Origin of the sequence: Agreia sp. Leaf335 (assembly GCF_001423605.1) — a bacterium.
Taxonomy (GTDB): Bacteria; Actinomycetota; Actinomycetes; order Actinomycetales; family Microbacteriaceae; genus Agreia.
On sequence record NZ_LMOQ01000001.1, the window covers coordinates 937670 to 958691 of the forward strand.

Annotated in this window: 22 protein-coding genes; 9 read left to right on the forward strand and 13 right to left on the reverse strand. The window is 68.1% G+C overall.

Annotated elements, in window-relative coordinates:
* Positions 1-54 precede the first annotated feature (54 nt).
* The 4 genes from ASF79_RS04520 to ASF79_RS04535 form a co-directional block, all read right to left on the reverse strand.
* A complete protein-coding gene (locus tag ASF79_RS04520; protein ID WP_055774911.1) occupies positions 55-1230 on the reverse strand; it encodes a hypothetical protein in 1176 nt (391 codons plus the stop codon).
* 98 nt (positions 1231-1328) lie between these two features.
* Positions 1329-2198 carry an ABC transporter permease gene (locus ASF79_RS04525; RefSeq protein WP_055852339.1) on the reverse strand — a complete coding sequence of 290 codons (870 nt, stop codon included), beginning with the start codon at positions 2196-2198 and terminating at the stop codon, positions 1329-1331.
* Positions 2195-2965, reverse strand: a complete 771-nt coding sequence (locus ASF79_RS04530) for an ABC transporter ATP-binding protein (protein WP_181035686.1) — start codon at positions 2963-2965, stop codon at positions 2195-2197. The genes ASF79_RS04525 and ASF79_RS04530 overlap by 4 nt, the downstream gene beginning before the upstream one ends.
* Positions 2966-2973: 8 nt before the next feature.
* Entirely contained in the window at positions 2974-4293 is a 1320-nt protein-coding gene (locus ASF79_RS04535) for an amidohydrolase family protein (RefSeq protein ID WP_235500625.1), read from the reverse strand.
* 152 nt (positions 4294-4445) lie between these two features.
* Here ASF79_RS04535 and ASF79_RS04540 point away from each other — a divergent pair, with 152 nt between their 5' ends.
* Positions 4446-5414 carry a PDR/VanB family oxidoreductase gene (locus ASF79_RS04540; protein ID WP_055852341.1) on the forward strand — a complete coding sequence of 323 codons (969 nt, stop codon included), beginning with the start codon at positions 4446-4448 and terminating at the stop codon, positions 5412-5414.
* A gap of 25 nt (positions 5415-5439) precedes the next feature.
* On the opposite strand, the gene ASF79_RS04545 is transcribed toward ASF79_RS04540, so the two are convergent.
* Entirely contained in the window at positions 5440-6756 is a 1317-nt protein-coding gene (locus ASF79_RS04545; protein WP_055852344.1) for an amidohydrolase family protein, read from the reverse strand.
* Between the two features lie 88 nt (positions 6757-6844).
* On the opposite strand from ASF79_RS04545, the gene ASF79_RS04550 reads away from it, so the two are divergent.
* Positions 6845-7981: an XdhC family protein gene (locus ASF79_RS04550; protein WP_055852347.1), complete on the forward strand. Its 1137-nt coding sequence runs from the start codon at positions 6845-6847 to the stop codon at positions 7979-7981.
* 10 nt (positions 7982-7991) lie between these two features.
* Here the strand turns inward: ASF79_RS04550 and ASF79_RS04555 are convergent, their stop codons facing one another.
* Positions 7992-10751: a molybdopterin-dependent oxidoreductase gene (locus ASF79_RS04555; protein ID WP_055852350.1), complete on the reverse strand. Its 2760-nt coding sequence runs from the start codon at positions 10749-10751 to the stop codon at positions 7992-7994.
* Complete coding sequence (locus tag ASF79_RS04560; RefSeq protein ID WP_055774893.1) at positions 10748-11566, reverse strand: FAD binding domain-containing protein; 819 nt, start codon at positions 11564-11566, stop codon at positions 10748-10750. The genes ASF79_RS04555 and ASF79_RS04560 overlap by 4 nt, the downstream gene beginning before the upstream one ends.
* Before the next feature lie 170 nt (positions 11567-11736).
* Here ASF79_RS04560 and ASF79_RS04565 point away from each other — a divergent pair, with 170 nt between their 5' ends.
* Positions 11737-12087 (forward strand): SdpI family protein, encoded by a 351-nt coding sequence (locus tag ASF79_RS04565; RefSeq protein WP_156351588.1) that lies wholly within the window; start codon positions 11737-11739, stop codon positions 12085-12087.
* A gap of 20 nt (positions 12088-12107) precedes the next feature.
* Here ASF79_RS04565 and ASF79_RS17525 read toward each other — a convergent pair whose 3' ends face one another.
* From ASF79_RS17525 to ASF79_RS04585, 4 genes are read right to left on the reverse strand one after another with little or no spacing between them, the layout of a single operon-like run.
* Entirely contained in the window at positions 12108-12605 is a 498-nt protein-coding gene (locus ASF79_RS17525; RefSeq protein WP_200933524.1) for a molybdenum cofactor biosynthesis protein MoaE, read from the reverse strand.
* Positions 12595-13101 carry a MogA/MoaB family molybdenum cofactor biosynthesis protein gene (locus ASF79_RS17530; protein ID WP_055852353.1) on the reverse strand — a complete coding sequence of 169 codons (507 nt, stop codon included), beginning with the start codon at positions 13099-13101 and terminating at the stop codon, positions 12595-12597. The genes ASF79_RS17525 and ASF79_RS17530 overlap by 11 nt, the downstream gene beginning before the upstream one ends.
* Positions 13098-13577: a cyclic pyranopterin monophosphate synthase MoaC gene (moaC, locus tag ASF79_RS04580; RefSeq protein WP_055852357.1), complete on the reverse strand. Its 480-nt coding sequence runs from the start codon at positions 13575-13577 to the stop codon at positions 13098-13100. Before moaC ends, ASF79_RS17530 begins: the two co-directional genes overlap by 4 nt.
* Positions 13570-14859 carry a molybdopterin molybdotransferase MoeA gene (locus tag ASF79_RS04585; protein ID WP_235500627.1) on the reverse strand — a complete coding sequence of 430 codons (1290 nt, stop codon included), beginning with the start codon at positions 14857-14859 and terminating at the stop codon, positions 13570-13572. The genes moaC and ASF79_RS04585 overlap by 8 nt, the downstream gene beginning before the upstream one ends.
* A gap of 148 nt (positions 14860-15007) precedes the next feature.
* Here ASF79_RS04585 and ASF79_RS04590 point away from each other — a divergent pair, with 148 nt between their 5' ends.
* The 6 genes from ASF79_RS04590 (at position 15008) to ASF79_RS04615 (ending at position 19143) form a co-directional block, all read left to right on the forward strand.
* Complete coding sequence (locus ASF79_RS04590; protein ID WP_055774877.1) at positions 15008-15412, forward strand: TOBE domain-containing protein; 405 nt, start codon at positions 15008-15010, stop codon at positions 15410-15412.
* Positions 15409-16206 (forward strand): molybdate ABC transporter substrate-binding protein, encoded by a 798-nt coding sequence (gene modA / locus ASF79_RS04595; protein WP_055852363.1) that lies wholly within the window; start codon positions 15409-15411, stop codon positions 16204-16206. Before ASF79_RS04590 ends, modA begins: the two co-directional genes overlap by 4 nt.
* An 11-nt stretch (positions 16207-16217) precedes the next feature.
* Positions 16218-17009: an ABC transporter permease gene (locus tag ASF79_RS04600; RefSeq protein ID WP_055853152.1), complete on the forward strand. Its 792-nt coding sequence runs from the start codon at positions 16218-16220 to the stop codon at positions 17007-17009.
* Complete coding sequence (locus tag ASF79_RS04605) at positions 17006-17731, forward strand: sulfate/molybdate ABC transporter ATP-binding protein (protein WP_055852366.1); 726 nt, start codon at positions 17006-17008, stop codon at positions 17729-17731. Before ASF79_RS04600 ends, ASF79_RS04605 begins: the two co-directional genes overlap by 4 nt.
* A 70-nt stretch (positions 17732-17801) precedes the next feature.
* Positions 17802-18902 (forward strand): GTP 3',8-cyclase MoaA, encoded by a 1101-nt coding sequence (gene moaA / locus ASF79_RS04610; RefSeq protein ID WP_055774867.1) that lies wholly within the window; start codon positions 17802-17804, stop codon positions 18900-18902.
* 1 nt (position 18903) lies between these two features.
* Complete coding sequence (locus ASF79_RS04615) at positions 18904-19143, forward strand: MoaD/ThiS family protein (protein WP_055852369.1); 240 nt, start codon at positions 18904-18906, stop codon at positions 19141-19143.
* On the opposite strand, the gene ASF79_RS04620 is transcribed toward ASF79_RS04615, so the two are convergent.
* Positions 19140-19712, reverse strand: a complete 573-nt coding sequence (locus tag ASF79_RS04620; protein WP_055852371.1) for a DinB family protein — start codon at positions 19710-19712, stop codon at positions 19140-19142. The two genes, ASF79_RS04615 and ASF79_RS04620, sit on opposite strands and share 4 nt — an antisense overlap.
* A 40-nt stretch (positions 19713-19752) precedes the next feature.
* Positions 19753-20982, reverse strand: coding sequence for a ThiF family adenylyltransferase (locus ASF79_RS04625; protein WP_055852374.1), 1230 nt, complete (start codon positions 20980-20982; stop codon positions 19753-19755).
* Between the last annotated feature and the right edge of the window lie 40 nt (positions 20983-21022).

Genomic DNA, 21022 nt, shown 5'->3' on the forward strand with positions numbered 1-21022 from the left:
GCGAGGTGGTGCGACGGGCGACCGATGATGGGCCGACGGTTCTGCAGCTACGGGTTACTTCAGGCCGATGGTCTGGTCGATGAACTCGTTGGTGAAGAGGTCGGAGGTCTTCAGACCGTCTGCCGGGGGAGTGCCGAGCTTGGTGAAGATCGGGGTGTCGATGTCGAGGACCTTCTGGATACGGGCCTCGTCGAAGTCGCCGATGTAGGCGTTGTCGCCGTTGCTCACCAGACCGAGCTTCTTCATGGTGTCGACCGAGTAGTCGGCCACGCCCTCGTCGTAGACCCAGCCGGTGTCGAACTGGTCGACGAGGTCGAGGATGAGCTTGTTGGTCGCGGCGGGGTCGGCGAAGTAGTCGACCTCGGCCTGCTGCAGCACGGGCACGAGCTTGGTGAGGCAGGGCGAGAGCTTCTCGAGATCAGCGGAACGCACCGAGACGGCCGCCGCGTAGATCGGGTAGCCGGCGTCGTGGATCAGCTGGTACGCGACCGGCTTCTTCCAGGCATCGACCTCGTTCTCGTACACGTAGGGCTCGGCACTCGCGAAGCCCTGCTGCGCGTCCTTGCCCTGAGCCGTCACGAAGTTGGCGGGGGTTCCGTCGTAGCCGCCGTCGGCCTGAGCTTCGGGAACGATTCCCGCACCCTTGAGGTACTCCATGTACGCCGCTCCACCGAAGTACTTGATGACGGCGCCGGCCTTCGCCAGTTCGGCGATGGTCTTCACATCGGGGTATGTCTTCGGATCCCACATGATCATCTGGGGGTTGATGTCGAGCGGCGCGAAGACGGCGGTGGTGGGCATGTCGGCCGACAGCTGGATCGCCTCGTCGGTGTTCGAGTAGCCGAGGGTGATGCTGTCGTCGGTGTACATCTGCGACGTCACGGTCTGGAAGCCGATCGCCGGACCGCCGGAGCGCACTTCGAGGTTCACACCCGTGTATTCGCCCTTCGAGTACAGGGGGCCGGAGACGCTCTTGTTGCCCGCGTCGACCACGGCATCGTCACCGAACATGGAGTACAGGTGGCCGTGCTCCGCCTCGGGGTTCCAGTCGGTCTGGATCGTGACGGTCGCCGGGCAGCCGGCGGCCGCGAGGTCGACCGAACCGATTTTCAGATCCTTGCTCGCGTCGGTGGCGGTGTCGGTTGCGCCCGCGGAGCAACCGGTGAGGACGAGAGCCGTTGAGGCGAGAAGACCCGCGGCCATGAGTGACCTCGATCGAGTGATGCGCATTTCATCTCCTTGTGTGATGTGCAGGATGCAAAGCGGTTCGGTGCTGTGAAGGGTGCTGCTGGGGATGGGTGAGTCGAGGGTCGGCCTGCGCCGAGGTGCTACCTGCTGTAGTCGTACCAGCGGCCGACGGCGAGTTTGCCGAGCCAGCCGAACACGAGGAAGACCACGACGCCGAAGAGCGAGGCGACGATGATCGCGGCGAAGAGTTCGGGGCCCTGCACGCGCGACTGGTAGTTGCTGATCAGCGACCCCAGGCCGGGCTCGCCGCGTCGGAAGAAGAAATCGCCGACGATGGCGCCGACGACCGCGAGGCCCGCGGAGATGCGCATACCGGCAAAGATCGCCGGAAGCGCGGCCGGGAACTCCAGCTTGAGGAGAACGGTCCAGCGACTGGCCTTCTGCAGCTGGAACAGCTCGCGCTGACCCTTGTCGACCGACTGCAGCCCGAAGAGCGTGTTCGACACGATCGGGAACAGCGCGATCATGACGCAGACGATCACGCGGGCGGGAAAGTCGAAGCCGAACCAGAAGCCGATCAGCGGCACGAGGGCCAGGATCGGAATGCACTGGAGGATGACGGCGTACGGAAAGAGCGAACGCTCGATCCAGCGGGCCTGGCTCATGGCGACGGCCCAGACGAAGCCGATCACGATGGCGATCGCGAGTCCCGTGAGAGCGACTCCGGCCGAGCGGGCCAGGGCGCCCATGATGTCGCCCAGAGTCTTCGGGTCGAAGAACGCCTCTTCGATGATCACGTGGGGCGCCGGAACGAGGAACGACCGCGCCGGGTCGAGCAGCACGTAGCTGACGAAATACCAGATCGCCAGAATGACGATGAAGACGATGACGGGTGGAACCCACGCGGGGAATCGGCCGCCACGTCGCTTCGGCATCTCGGATGCGCGCGACACGGTGCGGATCTTCGGGTTCGTGGCGACCGGCCCGGTCGGTGGAGCGGTCGTGGTCACGAGTGTCCCTTTCTGAGCGCGTGCGAGACCTCGCCGGCGAGCTCGGCGAACTCGGGGGTGAAGCGGATCTCGGGATCACGGGGGTAGGCGAAGGGAACGTCGAAGGTCTCGACGATCTTGCCCGGGCGGCCCGACATCACGACGACCCTGGTCGACAGGTAGACGGCCTCGGAGACCGAGTGGGTGATGAAGAGTCCGGCGAACTGCTGCTCGGTGAAGAGCTTGATCAGCTCGTCGTTCAGGCGCTCGCGCGTGATCTCGTCGAGGGCGCCGAACGGCTCGTCGAAGAGAAAGAGCTCGGGGTCGAGGGTCAGCGACCGCGCCAGCGAGGCGCGCATGCGCATGCCGCCGGAGAGCGTCTTGGGCAGGTGCTTCTCGAACCCCGCGAGTCCCACGAGTTCGATGGCCTTGGCGGCCTCGGCGACGCGGGTCTTCTTGGGGATGCCGTTCAACTCGGCGAGCAGCTCGACATTCGCCTGCACGGTTCGCCACGGCAACAGCGTCGCGTCTTGGAAGACGTAGCCGATGCGCTTGGTGGCGACATTCGTCTCGCCTGCCGTCGCAGGGGTGAGCCCTGAGGCGATGCGCAGCAGCGTGGACTTTCCGCATCCCGACGGCCCGACGACGGTGACGAACTCGCCTTTCTTGACCGTGAGATCGACACCGGAGAGTGCGGTCGTGCCGTTGGGGAACGTCATGGCGACGTCGGAGAAATGGAGAAGCTCGGTCGTCGTCGTCTCGGCAGGGGTGTCTGTCGTCAGCGTCATCGGGCTCATCACCTCTTTTCGAGAAGGAGTTCGGTCGGCTCGATGGAACGAGTCGGGAGGGCAGTGTGATGGGTGACCTCGCTGAAGGCGACGAGACGCCCCGCGTGGATCACGTACCGGTCGGCGGGCGCGTTCGCCACCACATCGGTGAGGTTGGCTCCGCGCACGGCGAGCAGTTCGGCCTTCGCGCCGACGGCGACGCCGGCCGGTTCGAGGCTCATCACCGAGCGGGCCCCGCGACTGACCGCGGTGTACGCCTCCGGCACCGTGAGGTGACCGGCCGTGACGAGAAGCGAGGCGGTTTCGAGCGCGTCGCTGCGGCCGACGGGATTGAACGGGTCACGCACGTTGTCGGCGCCCGCACCCAGCCGCACCCCGGCATCCAGAAGCCTGCGAACGGCCGTGAGGCCGCGCGGCGTCGAGACCGGATGCTGCCAGCCCTGCAGGTAGAGATTGGTGATCGGCAGGGTCACGATTCCGATGTCGCTGGCGAGGACCTCGTCGATGATCGCGTCGGCCTCGTCGAGGTCGAGGGTGCCGAGTCGCACGCAGTGCCCGGCGGTCACCGGCATCGACTCGGGCCAGTCGCGCACGGTGCGGGCGAGCTCGGCGAGCGTGTACCCGCCCGTGAGGCTCTCGTCGGTGTGGATGTCGACGCCCACGCCGCGTCGTGAGGCGATCGCGAGCAGGCGCTGCAGGTCGGCGCTCTGATCGTCGGCCAGGTGGGGCGCGCCGCCGACGAGATCGACTCCGAGATCGAGGGCCGCCTCGATGTCTTCGGTGGGGATCGTCGGTCCGGCGAGGGCTGCGAGCTCGATGTGCATCAGCTCACGGAGTTCGTCGCGCACCTGCACGAGGGCCTGCACCCCGCGCAGCGGAGAGTCGCCCGAGAGGATGTCGACGTGGCAGCGAATGGCGGTGGTGCCGTTCTGCAGCAGCATGAGCGCCGCGCGGCGGGCCCGGTCTGCGATGGACTCGACGGTCATCGTGGCCGAATAGTTCTTCCACGACTCGATGGCGAGACCGAGGTCGCCCATGGGCGGATCGATCAGGTCCCACGACAGGGCCTTGTCGAGGTGGGCGTGCGGTTCGGCCGGTGCGGTGAGCAGAACGAATCCGGAGAGGTCGAGGGTCTCTGATGCCGCGGCAGAAGACGCGTCGCCTGCGGGCCGGACGCCGGTGACGGTATCGCCCGTGATCTCCACATCGACGACCGAGCCGTCTTCAAGGGTCGCGGAGCGAAGCAGCGAGACAGCCCTCGGCAGTGCGCTCATTGTGTGCCCTCCGATGAACTTCTTGGGGCCCACGCTGGCCAGTGACGATTCCACTCTAAGCAGTGGATATTTCGGTCACGTAACACGAACATTTCCTCACATGACGATTCGAGGATTGCTCGACGTCGGTGATCGAACTAGTTCTCATCGAAGAGTACTGTCGCAGTGGACCACCCCGCATCTTCTGACCGAAAGCCACCACCTCCATGTCACTCCACCTCTCTGAGATCGACGCCGTCGTGAGCCGCGTCGCCGATGTCGCCGACGGCGTGAAGACGATCGAGTTCCGCGCCGTCGACGGATCAGAACTTCCCTCGTGGACCCCGGGCGCGCACCTCGACGTGGTCGTGCGCGAGGGAGTCGAGCGGCAGTATTCCCTGTGTGGAGACCCCGCCTACAGGCGCTCGTATCGCATCGGCGTCTTGCGTGACGACGAAGGGCGCGGCGGCTCGCGTGCGATGCACACGGAGCTCTCTGTCGGGAGCAGGGTGCGTCTGCGCGGCCCGCTGAACCACTTCGAGCTCGTGCCCGCCGAGAGCTACCTCTTCATCGCGGGAGGCATAGGGATCACGCCCTTGATCCCCATGATCCACGCCGCCGAAGAGGCCGGTGCTTCCTGGTCTCTCGCCTACGCGGGGCGCTCGCGGCGTACGATGGCGTTCCTCGGCGAACTAGAGGCTCTGTTCGGCAGCCGGGTGCGCGTGTTCGCGGCCGATTCCGACGAGGGCGAGGTGAGTCGAATGGATGTCGCGGCTCTCGTCGCCGAGGCGGCCGACGCAACGCTCGTCTACTGCTGCGGGCCGGCCCGCCTTCTCGCCGCCGTCGAAGACGCATCCTCCTCGCTGCCGCACGGCAGCCTGCATCTCGAGCGCTTCGAGGCGAGAGATGCCGGAGCGCCCCTGCTCGATGACTCGTTCGAGGTCGAACTCACCCTGTCGGGAGAGACGCTCACCGTGCCGCCCGACAAGTCGATTCTCGACGTCGTCGAAGACGCCGGTGTGCTCGTGCTCTCGTCGTGCCGAGAGGGAACCTGCGGAACCTGCGAGACGCCCGTGGTCTCGGGCGAGGTCGATCATCGCGATTCGGTGCTGACCCCCGACGAGCAGGCCGACAACGAGGTCATGATGATCTGCGTCTCGCGAGCTGCGTGCCCGCGCCTGGTGCTCGAGCTCTAGCCGCCTTCTCCTCGATCGGCGTGCGTCAGGCGGTTGTCGAAGCCAGAAGCGTCGTCAGATCGGAGGCCAGGTCGCGCTGCTCGCGGCCCACGAGTTCGTAGTCGCGCACGACCACCCGTCCGCCCACCACGACGTGCTTCGGGCGTCGGCCGGGGCTCGCCCAGAGCAGACCGGCCAGAGGGTCTGCGACTCCGGCGTCGGCTACCCCGGAGACATCCCAGACGCACACGTCTGCCGCGGCGCCGTGTCGAAGATGCCCCAACTCGTCGCGGCCCAGACCGGTGGCCGACCCCTCGCTCGCCATCGCGAGGACCTCCCGCGCCGCGAGGGGACGACCGACGAGCGGAGCGACCTGCATGGCGAGACGCGCGTCGGCCAGCAGATGCCCGGCGTCGTTGCTGCCACCGCCGCTCGTGCCGAGTCCGACGGCGATACCGGCCTCCCGTAGCGCCGCCACGGGCGCGATTCCCCAGCCCATGGGCAGGTCGCAGCCGGGCGCGTGGGTCGCCGTGACGCCGGTGGATGCGAGTCGCGCGATCTCCTCAGGCGTGACCGCACACAGATGGGCGATCGTGACATCGGGTGCGAGCCAGCCCCACTCGTCGAGCAGGTCGAGGGGGCGCCGACCGTATTTCTCGAGGGCGATCGCCACGTCGACCTGCTCGTTGGCCTGAGTGCGCCTGCGCAGTCCATGCCGCCGAGCGACCTCCGCGAGCAGCCGGAACGTCTCCTCGCTGTCGCTGTGCACCCCGGCCGGCCCGACCGCGAGCTGCAGCATCCCGTCGTTCGAGATGCCGGCCTCACCCTGCGGAACCAGCGCGCTGACGATGCGCTCCGCCGACAGGGCGGCTTCCTCCGGGTCATCGCGGGCGGAGCCGCGCACGAAGACCAGTCTGCCGCCGAGCTCCGCGGCAGCCGAGGCGGTGGCGCGTGCGATGCCCACATCGTCGCTGCCCGCGGGCCAGGTGAGGTGGTGATCGGCGACGGTGGTGACACCCGACAGCAGGCCCTCCGCTACGCCGACGCGAGCGGCGGCCCGCGCGAGTTCGGGATCGATTCCGACACGGCCGTACGCCGCCGCCATCGTCGGCAGCCAGTCGCTCATGGCGACGCCGCGCGTGCCGGGAAGTGTGCGGAACGCGCTCTGCAGAAGATGGTGGTGAGCGTTCACGAGGCCCGGGGTCACCACGCATCCGGAGGCATCCAGCACGTCTGTCTCGTCACCCTCACTGGTCGCCGCGATGGCCGCGGAGACCACGACCCCGTCGGCCAGAGCCAGGTCAGCGGCGCTTTCGTGCGTCTCGTCGATCATCGTCGTGATGGCGTTGCGGATGAGGAGCATTGACCAGTTCTAGCACCTCTGTGTGTCAGGATTGTGTCGGTCGAGGCGAGGCCTGATCGCCGTCCTCGAGGCCGAAAGAGACGTTTTCATGCTCGATATCGCAGCAGACCTGCTCAAGGCCCTCGGCGCGGGTCGACGACTCGCGGTCGCGACCGTCACGACCGTGGATGGCTCGGCCCCGCGGGCCCTCGGCACATCGATGGCCGTCGACGACCAGGGACGAGTGCTCGGCAGCATCTCGGGCGGATGCGTCGAGGGCGCGGTCTACCAGGCCGCCGAGACGGTCCTCGAGACGGGCGTGCCCGTTCTGGCCGAGTTCGGCTTCACCGACGGCGACGCCTTCGAAGCAGGCCTGAGCTGCGGCGGGCGTATCGAGGTCTTCGTGCACGAGATCACGATGGGCGGCGCCCGCGGCGCCCGCGGCGCGCTCGACGCGCGAGTGGTGCACGAACTCGAGGCGACGCGCGATGGCCGCCCGGCCGGTGTCGCCATAGTCGTCGCCGGTCGGGCCGCGGGCACGGTGATCGCGGCGACGGCGTCGGCGCCCGAGGTCGAACGCGAGGGGCTCGATCCCGCCGCCGCGCAGCGCATCCTGCACGAACTGACGGCGCGGGTGTCGTCGGGGCTGTCAGGAACGCTCGATGTCGACTGTGACGACGAGGCGCTGCGAGTGCTGTTCGTCGTGGCCGCCACGGCGCCCCGCATGATCATCTTCGGGGCCGTCGACTTCTCTGCGGCGCTCGCCGCCGCCAGCAGCCTGCTCGGCTACCACGTGACGGTCTGCGACGCGCGGCCGCTGTTCGCCACGCCGCGGCGCTTCCCGTCGGCCGACGAGGTCATCGTGGCCTGGCCGAGCGAATACCTCCGGTCTACCCACACCGATTCGCGCACCGTGATCTGCGTGCTCACCCACGACGAGAAGTTCGACATCCCCCTGCTCGAAGAGGCTCTGCGGCTGCCGGTGGCCTTCGTCGGAGCGATGGCGTCTCGGAGCACCCACGAGCGGCGGATCCGAGCCCTCGAGGATGCCGGCGTCAGCGCGGCACGGATCGCGCGACTGCACTCACCGATCGGGCTCGACCTCGGGGGAAGCACCCCGCAGGAGACCGCCGTATCGATCCTCGCGGAGGTCATCGCGACGCGCACCGGGGCGGGCGGGGCATCTCTGCGCTCGCAGACCGGCCCCATCCATCGCACGGCGGCGACCCGGGTGACACGGACGTAGCGCCGAGCGACTAGTCCTGCAGCAACCGCCAGATGCGGTCGCGCGACATCGGCAGCTCCATGGGGCGGCGGCCGATCGCGTCGGTGATCGCGTTCGCGAGGGCGGGTGCCACCGGGTTGTAGGGCGCCTCGCTCATCGACTTGGCGCCGAACGGCCCGAGTGGATCGCGGGTGTCGGCGAAGTACACCTCGGTCACGGGCAGGTCGGAGAGCTGGGGGATGTGGTAATTGCGCAGCACGGTGGTGAGCACCGTGCCTTCGCCGTCGTTGATGATCTCCTCGTAGAGCGCCGTACCGATGGCCTGGGCCACGCCGCCCTCGATCTGACCACGCAGCTGAGCAGGATTGAGCACGAAGCCGGCGTCCGCCGTCTGGATCGACTGAAGGATGAGCACCTCGCCGGTGAGTGTGTTCACGGCGACGCGGAACGCGTGAACGTTGAAGGCGATGGAGCGTCGAGCGCCGTCTTCGTTCGCCGTCGCCGTCAGTCCCTCAGGGCCGACGAGCTCCGCGACCGACAGCCGTCGATCGCCCGAGACGAGCGTGCCGTCGTCGAGGGTCCAGGCATCCGGCGCCGTCTGCGTGTGTTCGGAGGCGAGCTGTCGCAACTCGCGCGCGAGCGACTCCGCGGCAGCGAGCACGGCCTTGCCCGCGACGACCGTGCCGGCCGACCCGAACGCGCCGGTGTCGTAGCGTGCGGCATCGGTATCGCTTTGCTTGACCCGGATGCGCGCGGGGCTCGTCGACAGCGCGCTCGCAGCGAGTTGCGTGTGCACCGTGGTGGTGCCGTTGCCGAACTCCGCGGTGCCGACACCGACGGTGTAGCCGCCGTCGGCGTCGGCCGTGACGGTGACCTCGGAGAAGTGACCACGCGGGGGCATCGTGGCGATCATCGACGAGGCCATGCCCTGGCCTACCCGCCACTCGGCGCCGCTCGGCGCAACCGTCGAGTTGCCCCTCGCGAGAGCCTTCTCGGCCAGATCGATGCACTGATCGAGCCCATAGCCACCGAGGATCAGATCGTCGCCCTCGACGTGCGTGACGATCAGTGGGTCTGAGGGGGTCACGGAGTTGAGTCGGCGCAGCTCGAACGGGTCGATGCCGACGACGCGTGCCAGGTCGTCGAGAGCCGACTCGATGGCGAAGATCACCTGCCCGAGTCCGTAGCCCCGGAACGCGCCCGACGGGACGTTGTTCGTGTAGACGCAGCGGGCATCCACCCGCTTGTTCGGCACGGTGTACAGACTCACCGACTCCGAGCAAGAGTGGTACATCGTGCCGGGGCCGTGGTTGCCGTAGGCGCCGGTGTCGGAGAGCAGCTCGACCTTCATCGCGGTGAGCAGGCCGCCCCCGTCTGCTCCAAGGGTGACCTGCACCTCCATGGGGTGCCGCGTCGGCGAGATCGTGAATTCGTCTTCACGAGTGAACTCGTACTGCACCGGCCGCCCCGTGACGAGCACGGCGAGGCTCACGATGTCCTCGGTCAGAATCTCCTGTTTTCCGCCGAAGCCGCCACCCACCCGAGCCGTGAATACGCGAACGGTGGAGGGGTCGCGGTCGAACAGTCGGCAGATCTCGGTCTGCACCAGGAAGGGAACCTGCGAACTCGTGCGCAGCACCAACCGATCGTCGTCGTCGAGCCAACCGATCGTGGCGTGGGTCTCGAGGTGCGTGTGGGCCACGCGCTGCGTCTGCCAGGTTCCCGTGACCGTGTGCGCGGCCTCGGACAGCCCGGTGGCCACGTCGCCGTATTCTCCGTGCAGCTCGGCGACCAGGTTGTGCTGCGGGTCGACGATGCGCGAGGTGGTGCCGTTCTTGTCGCCGTGGATGCTCGGTGCGCCCTCGAGCGTCGACAGGTGCGGGTCGAAGACGGCGGGCAGCACCTCGTAGTCGACCTCGATGAGACGTGCGGCGGCATCGGCGATACCGACCGAGTCGGCCACGACAGCGGCCACGCGCTGGCCGCGATAGCGCACCACGCTGTCGAGCACAAGCGTGTCGTCGGGATCGTCGAGTCGCGACTCGTGTCGGGCGGTCGAGAACAGGGTGCCGGGGGAGTGCTCGTGCGTGAGTACCGCGTGAACACCGGGCAGGGCGGATGCGCGCCGTGTGTCGATCGCCGTGATGCGCGCGTGCGCGTGCGGCGAGCTGAGTACGACGAGGTGCAGCAGCCCGGCGACCGCGACGTCGAGCGTGAACGGCTCCTGTCCGCTGACCACCCGCTCGCTGGCCGGCGCCGCGACCGAGGTTCCGATGGATGCGCGCGGCCCGGTCTTGATGACCGGCGTCGTATGCGGCTCCGGTGCCGCGGCGCTGGGCTCGAGCTCGACGCCGCAGGAGTCGGTGTGCACGTGGTCGATAGCCTCGTGGATCGCGCGATAACCCGTGCACCGGCAGAGATTGCTCTTCAGCAGGCGTGGCAGCTCTGCCAGGTCGTCGTCATCGAAGGTCGACGCCGTGACGACCATGCCCGCGGTGCAGAACCCGCACTGGAACGCGGCGTGATCGACGAACCTCTGCTGCACATCCGACAGATCGCCCGGCATACCCAGCCCCGAGGCGGTCGTCACGTCTTTGCCTTCGGCGCGGAACGCCGGGTACACGCACGAGTGCACGGGCGTGCCGTCGACGAGCACCGAGCACGCGCCGCAGTCTCCGGTGTCGCAGCCTTTCTTCACCTCGAAGTGCTGCTGGTCTCGAATGAAGGTGCGCAGGCTCTGTCCGGCCCGGGGCTCCGAGTCGAACGTCTCACCGTTGATCGAGAACGTCATCGAGATGCCTCCGTCAGTTCCAACCGAATCTCCTCGCCCAGCACGACGCTGACCGCGCGCCGCCAATCCGCCGCGCCGTGCGCATCCGTGAACCAGCTGTCGATGCTCTCGATTGCGGCGCGCAACTCGGATGCCGTGGGCAGGCCCGCGAATCGCCGTTGCTCCGGGTGCACGGTGGCCGCCGACACGGTGAGCACGAAGCTCCCGTCGACGGGGTCGAGTCTGCCGATGACGACCGCGCCGCTTCGACCGATGGCCGAGAGCGCGATCTTTCGGTAGGCCGTTCGCGAGCCGAGTGAGCGGGTGGACACGTGCAGCGAGCGCAGCACATCGCCGGAGTCCAGCGAGGTGGTCGTGTTGCCCGTGACGAGTTCGCTGACGGGAACGCGCAGGTCGCTGCCATCGCCCTTCCAGATCAGTGCCTCTGCATCGAGCGCGCTGAACAGCGAGGTCATGGGCCCGGCGGGCAGCGCGGTGCAGATGTTGCCGCCCACTGTGGCGACGTTCCAGACCTTGAACGAGCCGAACAGAGCCGTGCAGCACTGGGAGAAGAGGGGGTAGGCGCGCCATCCCCGGTCATCGGGCAGCCGGGAGAGCTCGGCGAGTGTGGCGGTGGCGGCCACCTCGAGACCCTTCTCGGTGACCTCGAACGGCGCCCAGCCGAACGTCTGCAGATCGACGAGGGTGTGGATCTGAGGGTCGGGCTCGGCGAAGAGCACGCTTCCGCCGGCCAGAGGCACGGCCCCCTTGCCGAGCTCTCGGAGGTCGGCCCGGCTTCGGGCGGGAACCACTCGGTTCACGGTGTTGAGGTCCATGTACGTCTCCTCGTACCGAATCGTTGCGGTGGTGCTGGGTTCCAGTACACCTCACACATGTGTCGAGCGTGTAACTCACCGCGCCGAGAACCACCGCTTCTGCTCGCAGGCACACACACGGTGTTCCAGGGGTGGCGGAGGTGACCGCGTGGGGGGAGCAGAATAACCCTATGGAAACGCAGGATCCTGTTGCCGCTTTGGTTCTTCTCGGCTGGTTGTCCGCTGGCCTTCTCGCGTTGATCGCCGTGATCTGCCTGGCTGCCAAGCGAGGGTCGCTCACGGTCAATCCGATGGTGGGACTCCGTCTTCCCTCGCTTATGCGCGATGAGGAGTCATGGCGAGTCGGCCACGCGGCTGCCCTGATGCCGGCCCTCGCCGCGCTCGCGCTCGCCGTGACGTTCGACTTGATCGGGCTGGTGGCGTTGCCGGCCTATTGGGTTGCCATTGCCACGTTCGTCGCCGGGCTCGTGGTCATTGTCGTTCGAGCATCCAAGGCGGCCGGACTCTCCTCTGGTGCGTAGCGGCGCACCCAGGCAGCACATCAGCCGAGGGCGGCCACCCACTCCGTGGTGCCGTCGGTAAAGCCCTGCTCTTTCCAGATCGGCACGCGCGCCTTGATCTCGTCGACGAGCGCGGCGCACGCGGCGAACGCCGTGCCGCGGTGGGCGGATGCGACGGCGCAGGCCAGGGCCACGTCGGTGATTGCGAGATCTCCGACGCGGTGCGCCGCGGCGATTGTCGTTCCGGGGTACGCGCGGGCCGTCTCGGCGACGACCTCACGCAACACCGCGTCGGCCGTCGGATGCGCCGAGTACCTCAGCCACGTCACGCCCTTGCCCTCGTCGTGGTCGCGCACGACCCCCGCGAAAGTCACGACCGCTCCGGCGTGGTCGTTCTCGACGGCGGCGACGCACTCGTCGACCGTGATGGGCGCATCCGTGACTCGTGCGAAGGCGACGACCGCGGGTGCCGACTCGCCGAAATCGTCAGCAGACTCAGGCGTGGAGTCCGCTACCGAGGAGGAGATATCAGCGCTCATGATCTCCTCCGTGCAACTGGTCGATCACGTGGTCGAGAAGCTCGTCGAGCACGGCGAGCCCGTCTTTCACCCCGCCTGTCGAGCCCGGAAGATTCACGACGAAGCTTCTGCCGCGTGCTATTCCGGCATGACCCCGGGTGAGTGCGGCGAGGGGCGTGGATTCGGCACCGCGCCGACGGATCGCCTCGATCACTCCCGGCAGCTCTCGTTCGAGTAGCGGCAGCGTGGCTTCCGGAGTGCGGTCTGTCGGATTGACTCCCGTGCCCCCGGTCGTCACGACGAGATCGGCGCCCGACGCGACGGCATCCTGGAGCGCGGCGACGACCTCGTCGCCATCCGGAACCACCTGCACCACCGGATCAGCCCACCCGCGCTGCCGCAGCCAGTCGGCGATCACGGGGCCTGTGCGGTCGTCGTAGACCCCGGTCGCTGCGCGGGTCGATGCGACGATGACGCGGGCCCGGCGCTCGCGGGGGTCGTCGACGCTGCCCCTCATTCGAGCGTCCAGTCGCCCGACTTGCCGCCTGATTTGGCCGTGACCCGGATGTCGGTGATCACCACGTGCTTGTCGACCGCCTTGATCATGTCGTACAGGGTGAGCGCGGCGACGGACGCCGCGGTCAGCGCCTCCATCTCGACGCCGGTGACTCCTCGAGTCTTCACCGTGGCGGTGATCACGATGCGGTCGTCGCCGGGTTCGAAGTCGATCGTCGCTCCCGAGAGGGGCAGCGGATGACACAGCGGGATGAGCGACGATGTCTGCTTGGCCGCCATGATTCCGGCGACCCGCGACACGGCGAGGGCCTCGCCCTTCGGAAGCTCGCCCGCGAGGAGAAGCTCGAGCACGTCGGGTCGCGTGATGACCGTGGCCACCGCGCTGGCGCGCCTCGATGTCTCGGCCTTGTCGGTGACATCGACCATCAGTACCGCTCCATCGGCGCGCACATGGGTGAGGGCGGGTTCGTCAGTCATCGATTCTCCAGACGTCGACCGGGTCTCCGGCATCGGCGTGGCCGAGCCCGACCGGAAGGTGAACAAGGGCGGTCGAGGCCGCGTAGGAGTGCAGCAGGTGCGAGCTCGGCCCGCCAACGAGTCGAACGAGCCCGTCGGCATCGATGGATGCGCGGCGCACCTGATGCTTGTCGGCCGGCGAGTCGACGGACTCGGCCAGGGGCAGACGCAGCACCTCGCGTTCGGTCCGGGCGAATCCGGCGAGGCTGCGGAGCGCGGGGCGCACGAACATCTCGAACGAGACGAGAGCGCTTACGGGGTTGCCCGGGAAGGTCACGACGGGCAATCCGTTCGGATGCTCGGCCGCCTCGACGAGGCCCAGACCCTGAGGCCCCCCGGGCTGTATGGCCACGTGTGAGAACTCCACACCGAGCGGGCCGAGCGCGTCGCGCACGACTTCGCGCGCCCCGGCACTGACTCCTCCGACGGTGATCACGAGATCGGCGGTCGGCGCGCCCTTCTCGACGATGTGCAGCAGCTCTGCCGCGTCATCGGAGCGGCACGGCCACGCCACGACCGTGCAGCCCGACTCGATGAGGGCCTGGCTGAGCACCGCACTGTTCGAATCGTAGATCTGCCCGGGTTCGAGGGCGGTGCCGGGTTCTCTGATCTCATGGCCGGTGGCGATGAGCAGTACCCGGATGCGACGCAGCACGTCGACCGTCGTGAGCCCGGTGGCCGCTATCACGCCGAGTTGGGCGGGCCCGAGCGAGGTTCCCGCTGCGAGCAACAGATCACCTGCGCCGACGTCGGAGCCGCGTCGGCGCACGAACTCCTCGGGTCGTGGCGCTGCCGAGAACTCGACGATTCCATCAGCTTGGGGGCTCTCGCCTCCGGTCGGGAAACGGTCGGGAATCGCACGCTCGATAGGCACGACGGCGTCGGCGCCGACGGGCAGCGGAGCTCCGGTCATGATAGGGGCCGCTGTGCCGGGAGCCAGCTCGGCGATCGTGTCACCCGCGTTGATCTGTGTGTCGATCTGCAACCGCGCCGTCGCATGCGGTGCGGCGTCTGCCAGCTCGGCGGCCCGCACGGCATAGCCATCCATCTGCGAGTTGTCGAACGGCGGCAGGTCTGTCGGGGAGACGATGTCCACAGCCAGCACGCGATGACGATAGGCGTCGGGAGCTCCGGCGATCCGCGCCGCGGAGACCGGCAGTGTCTCGACGGCGCGATCCTGCGCGAGCGGCGCAAGCAGCGCCTCTACCGCGACGCGGTGATGGTCGAACAATCGGGAGGTCACCCGTCTATTGTCTCGCAGCGGCAGCGGCATCCGCTGGTCACAAATCGACCCATGACTCCCGTTTCAGGTCGATTCGCGCCACATGAGCGCGTCAGCCACGCTGGCCGACGCTCGCTAGTGGCGCGTATGAGGAACTAAACTGGGCTTTGTGACGCAGATACGGATAAGAGATGCCGCGGTGTTCCTCGGCGTGAGCGACGACACGGTGCGGCGCTGGATCGAGAACGGCGTGCTCGAGGCGTCGCTCGATGAAGCGGGCCGCAAAGTAGTAGAGGGCGTTGCGCTGGCGCGTCTGGCTCAGGAGCACTCGGCCAGCCCGGCCGATCCGTCCGACATGAACAGTTCAGCGCGCAATCGTTTCGTGGGCTTGGTCACGAAGGTCACGAGCGACCTGGTGATGAGCCAGGTCGAGGTGCAGTGCGGGCCCCATCGCGTCGTGTCGCTCATGAGCACCGAGGCCGTTCGCGAGCTCGACCTGAAGCCCGGTTCCGTCGCCGTCGCCGTGATCAAGTCGACCAATGTCATCGTCGAGGCCCCGCGGAGCCTCTCATGAAGCGAAGCGCCCTCGCGTCTCTCGCCCTGCTCGCAGCCGTCGGTCTTCTCGTCGGGTGCGCATCGCCTTCGACGGGCTCGGCGAACGACACGAGCGCACCGGGCGCGACTCCGGTCGTGAAGCAGACGCTCACGGTCTTCGCCGCCGCATCGCTGAAAGACACCTTCACCGAGCTGGCGAGCGAGTTCGAGGCATCGCACCCGGGCGTGACGGTGTCGCTGAACTTCGCAGGCTCGGCCGATCTGGTGTCGCAGGTCACCGAGGGAGCGCCTGCCGACGTCGTCGCCTTCGCCGACGAGAAGACCATGGCGAAGCTGACCGATGCGAAGCTGATCGCCGGCACGCCCGAGCTCTTTGCGAGCAACACCCTCGAGATCGCCGTGCCTCGGGAAAACCCGGCCGGGATCACCTCGTTCGCGGATCTGAGCAAGTCCGACGTGAAGGTTGTCATCTGCGCTGCGCAGGTTCCCTGCGGTTCCGCCACCGTCAAGATCGAGCAGGCCACGGGCATCGCGCTCAGCCCCGTCAGCGAGGAGTCCGCGGTGACCGACGTGCTCGGCAAGGTCTCGTCGGGCGAGGCGGATGCCGGGCTCGTGTACGTGACCGACGTCGAGGCCGCGGGTGACTCGGTCGAGGGAATCCCCTTCCCCGAATCCGCGGGCGCGGTGAACAGGTATCCGGTCGGAATCACGACAACGTCGGCCCACCCCGAGCTCGCAGAGGAATTCGCGACGCTCGTCACCGGCGTGGACGGCCAGAAGATCCTCGCCTCTGCGGGCTTCGCGAAGCCATAGTGTCCGCTCGCATACGGCAGCGCCCGAGTCTCGGCGGCATCCCCGCGTGGGTCGCCAGCGTCGCCGCCGTCGGAGCACTGCTCGTCATCGTGCCGATCGTCAGCCTCGCGACGCGCGTCGACTGGCCCAACTTCGCTGCCCTCGTCAGCAGCCCCTCGTCGCTCGCGGCGCTCGCCCTGAGCCTGCGAACATCGGTCGCCAGCACCGTACTCTGCGTCGTGCTCGGTGTGCCCCTCGCACTCGTCTTGGCGCGCACGAGCTTTCCCGCCAAGCGCATCCTCCGGGCGCTCATCCTCCTTCCCCTCGTGTTGCCGCCCGTCGTCGGGGGCATCGCGCTGCTCGCCGCTTTCGGCCGACGCGGCGTGCTCGGCTCGTCACTCGAGACGATGGGAGTAACCATCGCGTTCTCGACCGTCGCTGTCGTGCTCGCGCAGACTTTCGTCGCCCTGCCGTTCCTGGTGCTCAGCCTGGAGGCAGCCCTGCGCGCGGCCGGATCGCGGTACGAGGCCGTCGCATCCACCCTGGGGGCCTCGCCCAGCACCGTCTTTCGGCGAGTGACCCTGCCTCTTGTTCTACCCGGGCTGGTCACCGGCGCGGTGCTCGCCTTCGCCCGGGCTCTCGGAGAGTTCGGTGCGACCCTCACGTTCGCGGGCAGCCTCGAGGGCGTGACGCGAACGCTGCCGCTCGAGATCTACCTGCAGCGGGAGACGGACCCGGATGCGGCCGTGGCCCTCGCTCTGGTGCTGGTGGTCGTCGCGGTGATCGTTATGGTCGTCACCTACGGGCGCAGGGAGATCCGATGACCCTCGACGTCGATGTTGTCGTCGAACCCGGCCGGCTCGATGCGCGATTCTCGCTCGTCGAGGGCGAGACGCTCGCCGTTCTCGGGCCGAACGGAGCCGGAAAGTCGACCCTCCTCGACGTTCTCGCGGGCCTTACGAGACCGGATTCGGCGAACATCCGCTTGGGTGACACGACCCTGGTCTCGACCAATCACGACGGCCGCGACGTCTGGTTGCCACCCCACTCCCGGGGCGTCGCGCTCCTAGCACAGGAGGCCCTGCTTTTTCCCCACCTCAGCGTGCGCGACAACGTGGCGTTCGGCCCCCGCAGCACGGGCTCCGATCGCGCCCAGGCCCGCCGCATCGCCGAGCGATGGCTCGAGCGAGTGGATGCGACGGGGCTGGCCGACCGGCGCCCCCGCCGGCTGTCGGGCGGGCAGGCCCAACGCGTCGCGGTGGCCAGGGCGCTGGCGACCGAGCCGAAACTGCTGCTGCTCGACGAGCCATTCGGTGCCCTCGACGCGGGGGTCGCCCCGCTGATGCGACGCCTCCTTGCAGAGGTCCTCGCCGATCGCACGGTGGTGATCGTCACTCACGACCCGCTCGACGCGCTCGCGCTGGCCGACCGCGTGATCGTTCTCGAGGAAGGGCGCATCGTCGAACAGGGCGCGACGCGAGAGGTGCTTCTGAACCCGCAGACCGACTTCACTCGCCTCCTGACCTTCGGATTGGGATCTGTCTGACACGTCGTCTCGACAAACGTAGCGAGCACCAGCACGGTCCGGCCGCCGAGGAACGACGTAGGCTGGGTGAATGAGCATCACGCTCGGCATGCCGACGATCCCGATCCGGGGCACCGCTGTGACGCCCGGCCAGCCGCAGGCATCCGATCGCCCCGCTGCGGCCGGCCTGCTCGACCGCTTCGGTCGCACGGCCACCGATCTGCGCATCTCGTTGACGGACAAGTGCAATCTGCGCTGCACGTACTGCATGCCGGCCGAAGGACTGCCGTTCTTGGCCGGGCCCAAGCTCCTGACCCGCGAAGAGATCGCGCGCCTCGCCCGCATCGCCGTGCACGAGCTCGGAGTACGGCAGATCCGTTTCACGGGCGGCGAGCCGTTGCTGCGCAAAGACCTGGTCGAGATCATCGAAGACTGCGCGGCCCTCGAGCCCCGTCCCGAGATCTCGTTGACGACCAACGCGATCGGGCTGAAGAGTCGCGCGGAGGCGCTCGCCGCGGCGGGCCTGGACCGGGTCAACGTGTCGCTCGATTCGATCTGCGCCGAGACCTTCGCCACAATCACCCGCCGGCCGTTCCTCAACCGCGTGCTCGAGGGCATCGATGAGCTGCGCACGGTGGGCCTCGAGCGCACGAAGATCAACGCCGTGCTGATGCCGGGCATCAACGACGACCAGGGTGTCGAATTACTCGAGTGGGCTCTGGCGGGCGGTCATCAGTTGCGCTTCATCGAGCAGATGCCGCTGGATGCCGATCACTCGTGGACGCGCGACGGAATGATCACCGCCGCCCAGATCCGCGAGAAGCTTGAGGTGCGCTACGTGCTCACGCCCGATGAGGCTCCGCGCGACGGAGCCCCGGCCGAGCTCTACCAGGTGCGCGAGAAGTCCGACCCGACCGGCGAGCTGCTCGGCATGGTGGGAATCATCGCGAGCGTCACCGAGAACTTCTGCGACGACTGCCGCCGCACCCGCATCACCGCCGAGGGAGGGGTTCGCAGCTGTCTCTTCTCCGAGGGAGAAACCGACCTGCTCGCGCTGCTCCGCGGTGGGGCGACCGACGAGGCGATCGCCGACCTCTGGCGTGCGGCAATGTGGGCGAAGCCATCCGGGCACGGCATCAACGCCTCCGGCTTCGAACAGCCTGCCCGATCCATGAGCGCGATCGGAGGCTGACGTGCAGGTTCAGGTGAGGTACTTCGCCGCGGCCAAGGCTGCCACGGGCGTGGCCGAAGAGACGCGCTCGATCGGAGACAAACACACGATCGGCGCCCTGCTCGACGAGATGGGCGAGGATCCCCGTGCGGTGTTCGCGCGCTGCTCGTTCATTCTCAACGAGGTCTCGACGACCGACCGAGACATCGTGCTGCGCGACGGCGACCGCCTCGACGTGCTGCCCCCGTTCGCCGGCGGCTAGGCGCGGCGCGCCTCTGCCTCGATCATGGCGCGATAGGCGGCCCATTCCTCTGCTGAGCGTCCCGGGATGTTCGGGTCTGCAAGTCGCAGGCCCACCTCTCCGTCGATGCTCTCGCGCAGAATATCGGCGTGCCCCGCATGCCGAGCGGTCTCTGCAATCACGTGCACGAGAATCTGGTGCAGTGTGACGCGGCGGGTCTCCGGTAGCCACCACGGCACCTCGCCGGCGGCATCCAGATCGAGCTCCTCGATGGTCGCGTCGCTGTGCGCCGCTGAGTAGTGGTGGAACTCGATGATCTCGGCACGCGGCTCGGCGGCGGGAACCCACATATCGGCGTCGTCTGCTGCATCCTCGGCGAGCCAGGAGATCGTGCGGTCGGCTGGTCGGCCGAATACCACGCCGAAGTATTCGAGTTGCACGCCCGCGACATGTTTCACGAGACCGAGCAGATTCGTGGCCGTCGGGGTCAGCGGTCGGCGGGCGTCGTAGTCGCTGAGCCCCTCGACCTTCGTCAGCAGGCTGTCGCGCCCGCGCCGCAGATAGGTGTGCAGAATCTCTTTGTCGTCCATACGACGACTTTGCCCCAGACGGACGACAGGCGCGAGTGCCTCAGTACCGAGCCTTGTCGGGCTCGATCTCGGTGACCCACGCGTCGACCCCGCCGCCCAGGTCGGAGATGTTCGACCAGCCGTTCTGTGCCATGTAGTCGCGGGCCTGGCCGGAGCGGCCGTCGTGGTGGCAGTAGAGGATTACCCTGTCGTCCTGCGGCATCTTCTCGCGCGCCTCGTCGCTCAGTAGCTGGCTCATCGGAATCAGCTCCGAGCCCTCGATCGCGACGATGTCGCGCTCCCACGGCTCGCGCACGTCGACCAGCACGAAGTTCTGCTCGCCTCGCGCCCGGGCGTCGAGCAGGTCCTTCAGCTGGGCGGGGGTCAGCCGTTCGACCGACGGCTCGGGCTGGGCGGTGGATGCGTCGGGCTGGGTCACGGGAGTGCCTTTCGTTTGCGGGGTGGCGGATGAGGGGGAGGAGGATGCGGCCGCGCGCTCTCGGGGAGCGGCGCCGTGAGCGGCCGGGCCGAAGCGGATCTCGCGCCACGTCGCATCCAGGCCGTCGTGCACGAGCAGGCGGCCGAGCAGCAACTCGCCGAACCCGAGAAGAAGTTTGATGGTCTCGGTCGCCATGACCGAGCCGATCGACGCGCAGATTGATCCGAGAACGCCGGCGGTGGCGCACGTCTCGCCCTCGTCGGCCGCGGGTTCTTCGGCGAAGAGATCGCGCACCGTGACGCCCTGGCCGAGGGAGGCCGGAGGCGCAGCCCAGAACACGGTCGCCTGGCCGTCGAAGCGCAGCACAGACCCCCAGACGTAGGGCTTGCCCAGCAGCTTCGCCGCGTCGTGGGCGAGATAGCGGGTCTCGAAGTTGTCGGTGCCGTCGACGATCACGTCGTAGTCGGCTACAAGGGCGAGCACGTTCGCACTCGTCACCCGAACGGCCAGTGCAAGCACATCGACGAGGGGGTTCAGCTCGGCGAGGGCCGACGCCGCAGCCTCGGCCTTGCGGCGACCCACATCGGCGGTGCCGAAGAGAGTCTGGCGCTGCAGATTGGAGGGCTCGACCGTGTCGGAGTCGACGACGCCTATGGTTCCGACGCCGGCCGCCGCGAGTGACGTGAGGATGGGCGACCCGAGTCCGCCTGCGCCGAGTACGAGCACGCGCGAAGCCTTGAGTCGGCGCTGGCCGTCCATGCCGATCTGAGGGAGCGTGAGCTGTCGGGCGTAGCGGCTGAGCTCGGCCGGCGTCAGCGCGGGGCCGGGGGAGACGAGCGGGGGATGAGCCATTCCGGCGGGAGTCCTATCGGATCGATGCCCCGGTTCGACC

Bases quoted from the DNA above. Each gene is read 5' to 3' on its own strand.
- ASF79_RS04520 (WP_055774911.1), bottom strand. From the start codon at position 1,230: ATGCGCATCACTCGATCGAGGTCACTCATGGCCGCGGGTCTTCTCGCC.
- ASF79_RS04530 (WP_181035686.1), bottom strand. From the start codon at position 2,965: ATGACGCTGACGACAGACACCCCTGCCGAGACGACGACGACCGAGCTT.
- ASF79_RS04540 (WP_055852341.1), top strand. From the start codon at position 4,446: ATGTCACTCCACCTCTCTGAGATCGACGCCGTCGTGAGCCGCGTCGCC.
- ASF79_RS04545 (WP_055852344.1), bottom strand. From the start codon at position 6,756: ATGCTCCTCATCCGCAACGCCATCACGACGATGATCGACGAGACGCAC.
- ASF79_RS04550 (WP_055852347.1), top strand. From the start codon at position 6,845: ATGCTCGATATCGCAGCAGACCTGCTCAAGGCCCTCGGCGCGGGTCGA.
- ASF79_RS04555 (WP_055852350.1), bottom strand. From the start codon at position 10,751: ATGACGTTCTCGATCAACGGTGAGACGTTCGACTCGGAGCCCCGGGCC.
- ASF79_RS04560 (WP_055774893.1), bottom strand. From the start codon at position 11,566: ATGGACCTCAACACCGTGAACCGAGTGGTTCCCGCCCGAAGCCGGGCC.
- ASF79_RS04565 (WP_156351588.1), top strand. From the start codon at position 11,737: ATGGAAACGCAGGATCCTGTTGCCGCTTTGGTTCTTCTCGGCTGGTTG.
- ASF79_RS17525 (WP_200933524.1), bottom strand. From the start codon at position 12,605: ATGAGCGCTGATATCTCCTCCTCGGTAGCGGACTCCACGCCTGAGTCT.
- ASF79_RS17530 (WP_055852353.1), bottom strand. From the start codon at position 13,101: ATGAGGGGCAGCGTCGACGACCCCCGCGAGCGCCGGGCCCGCGTCATC.
- moaC (WP_055852357.1), bottom strand. From the start codon at position 13,577: ATGACTGACGAACCCGCCCTCACCCATGTGCGCGCCGATGGAGCGGTA.
- modA (WP_055852363.1), top strand. From the start codon at position 15,409: ATGAAGCGAAGCGCCCTCGCGTCTCTCGCCCTGCTCGCAGCCGTCGGT.
- ASF79_RS04605 (WP_055852366.1), top strand. From the start codon at position 17,006: ATGACCCTCGACGTCGATGTTGTCGTCGAACCCGGCCGGCTCGATGCG.
- moaA (WP_055774867.1), top strand. From the start codon at position 17,802: ATGAGCATCACGCTCGGCATGCCGACGATCCCGATCCGGGGCACCGCT.
- ASF79_RS04620 (WP_055852371.1), bottom strand. From the start codon at position 19,712: ATGGACGACAAAGAGATTCTGCACACCTATCTGCGGCGCGGGCGCGAC.
- ASF79_RS04625 (WP_055852374.1), bottom strand. From the start codon at position 20,982: ATGGCTCATCCCCCGCTCGTCTCCCCCGGCCCCGCGCTGACGCCGGCC.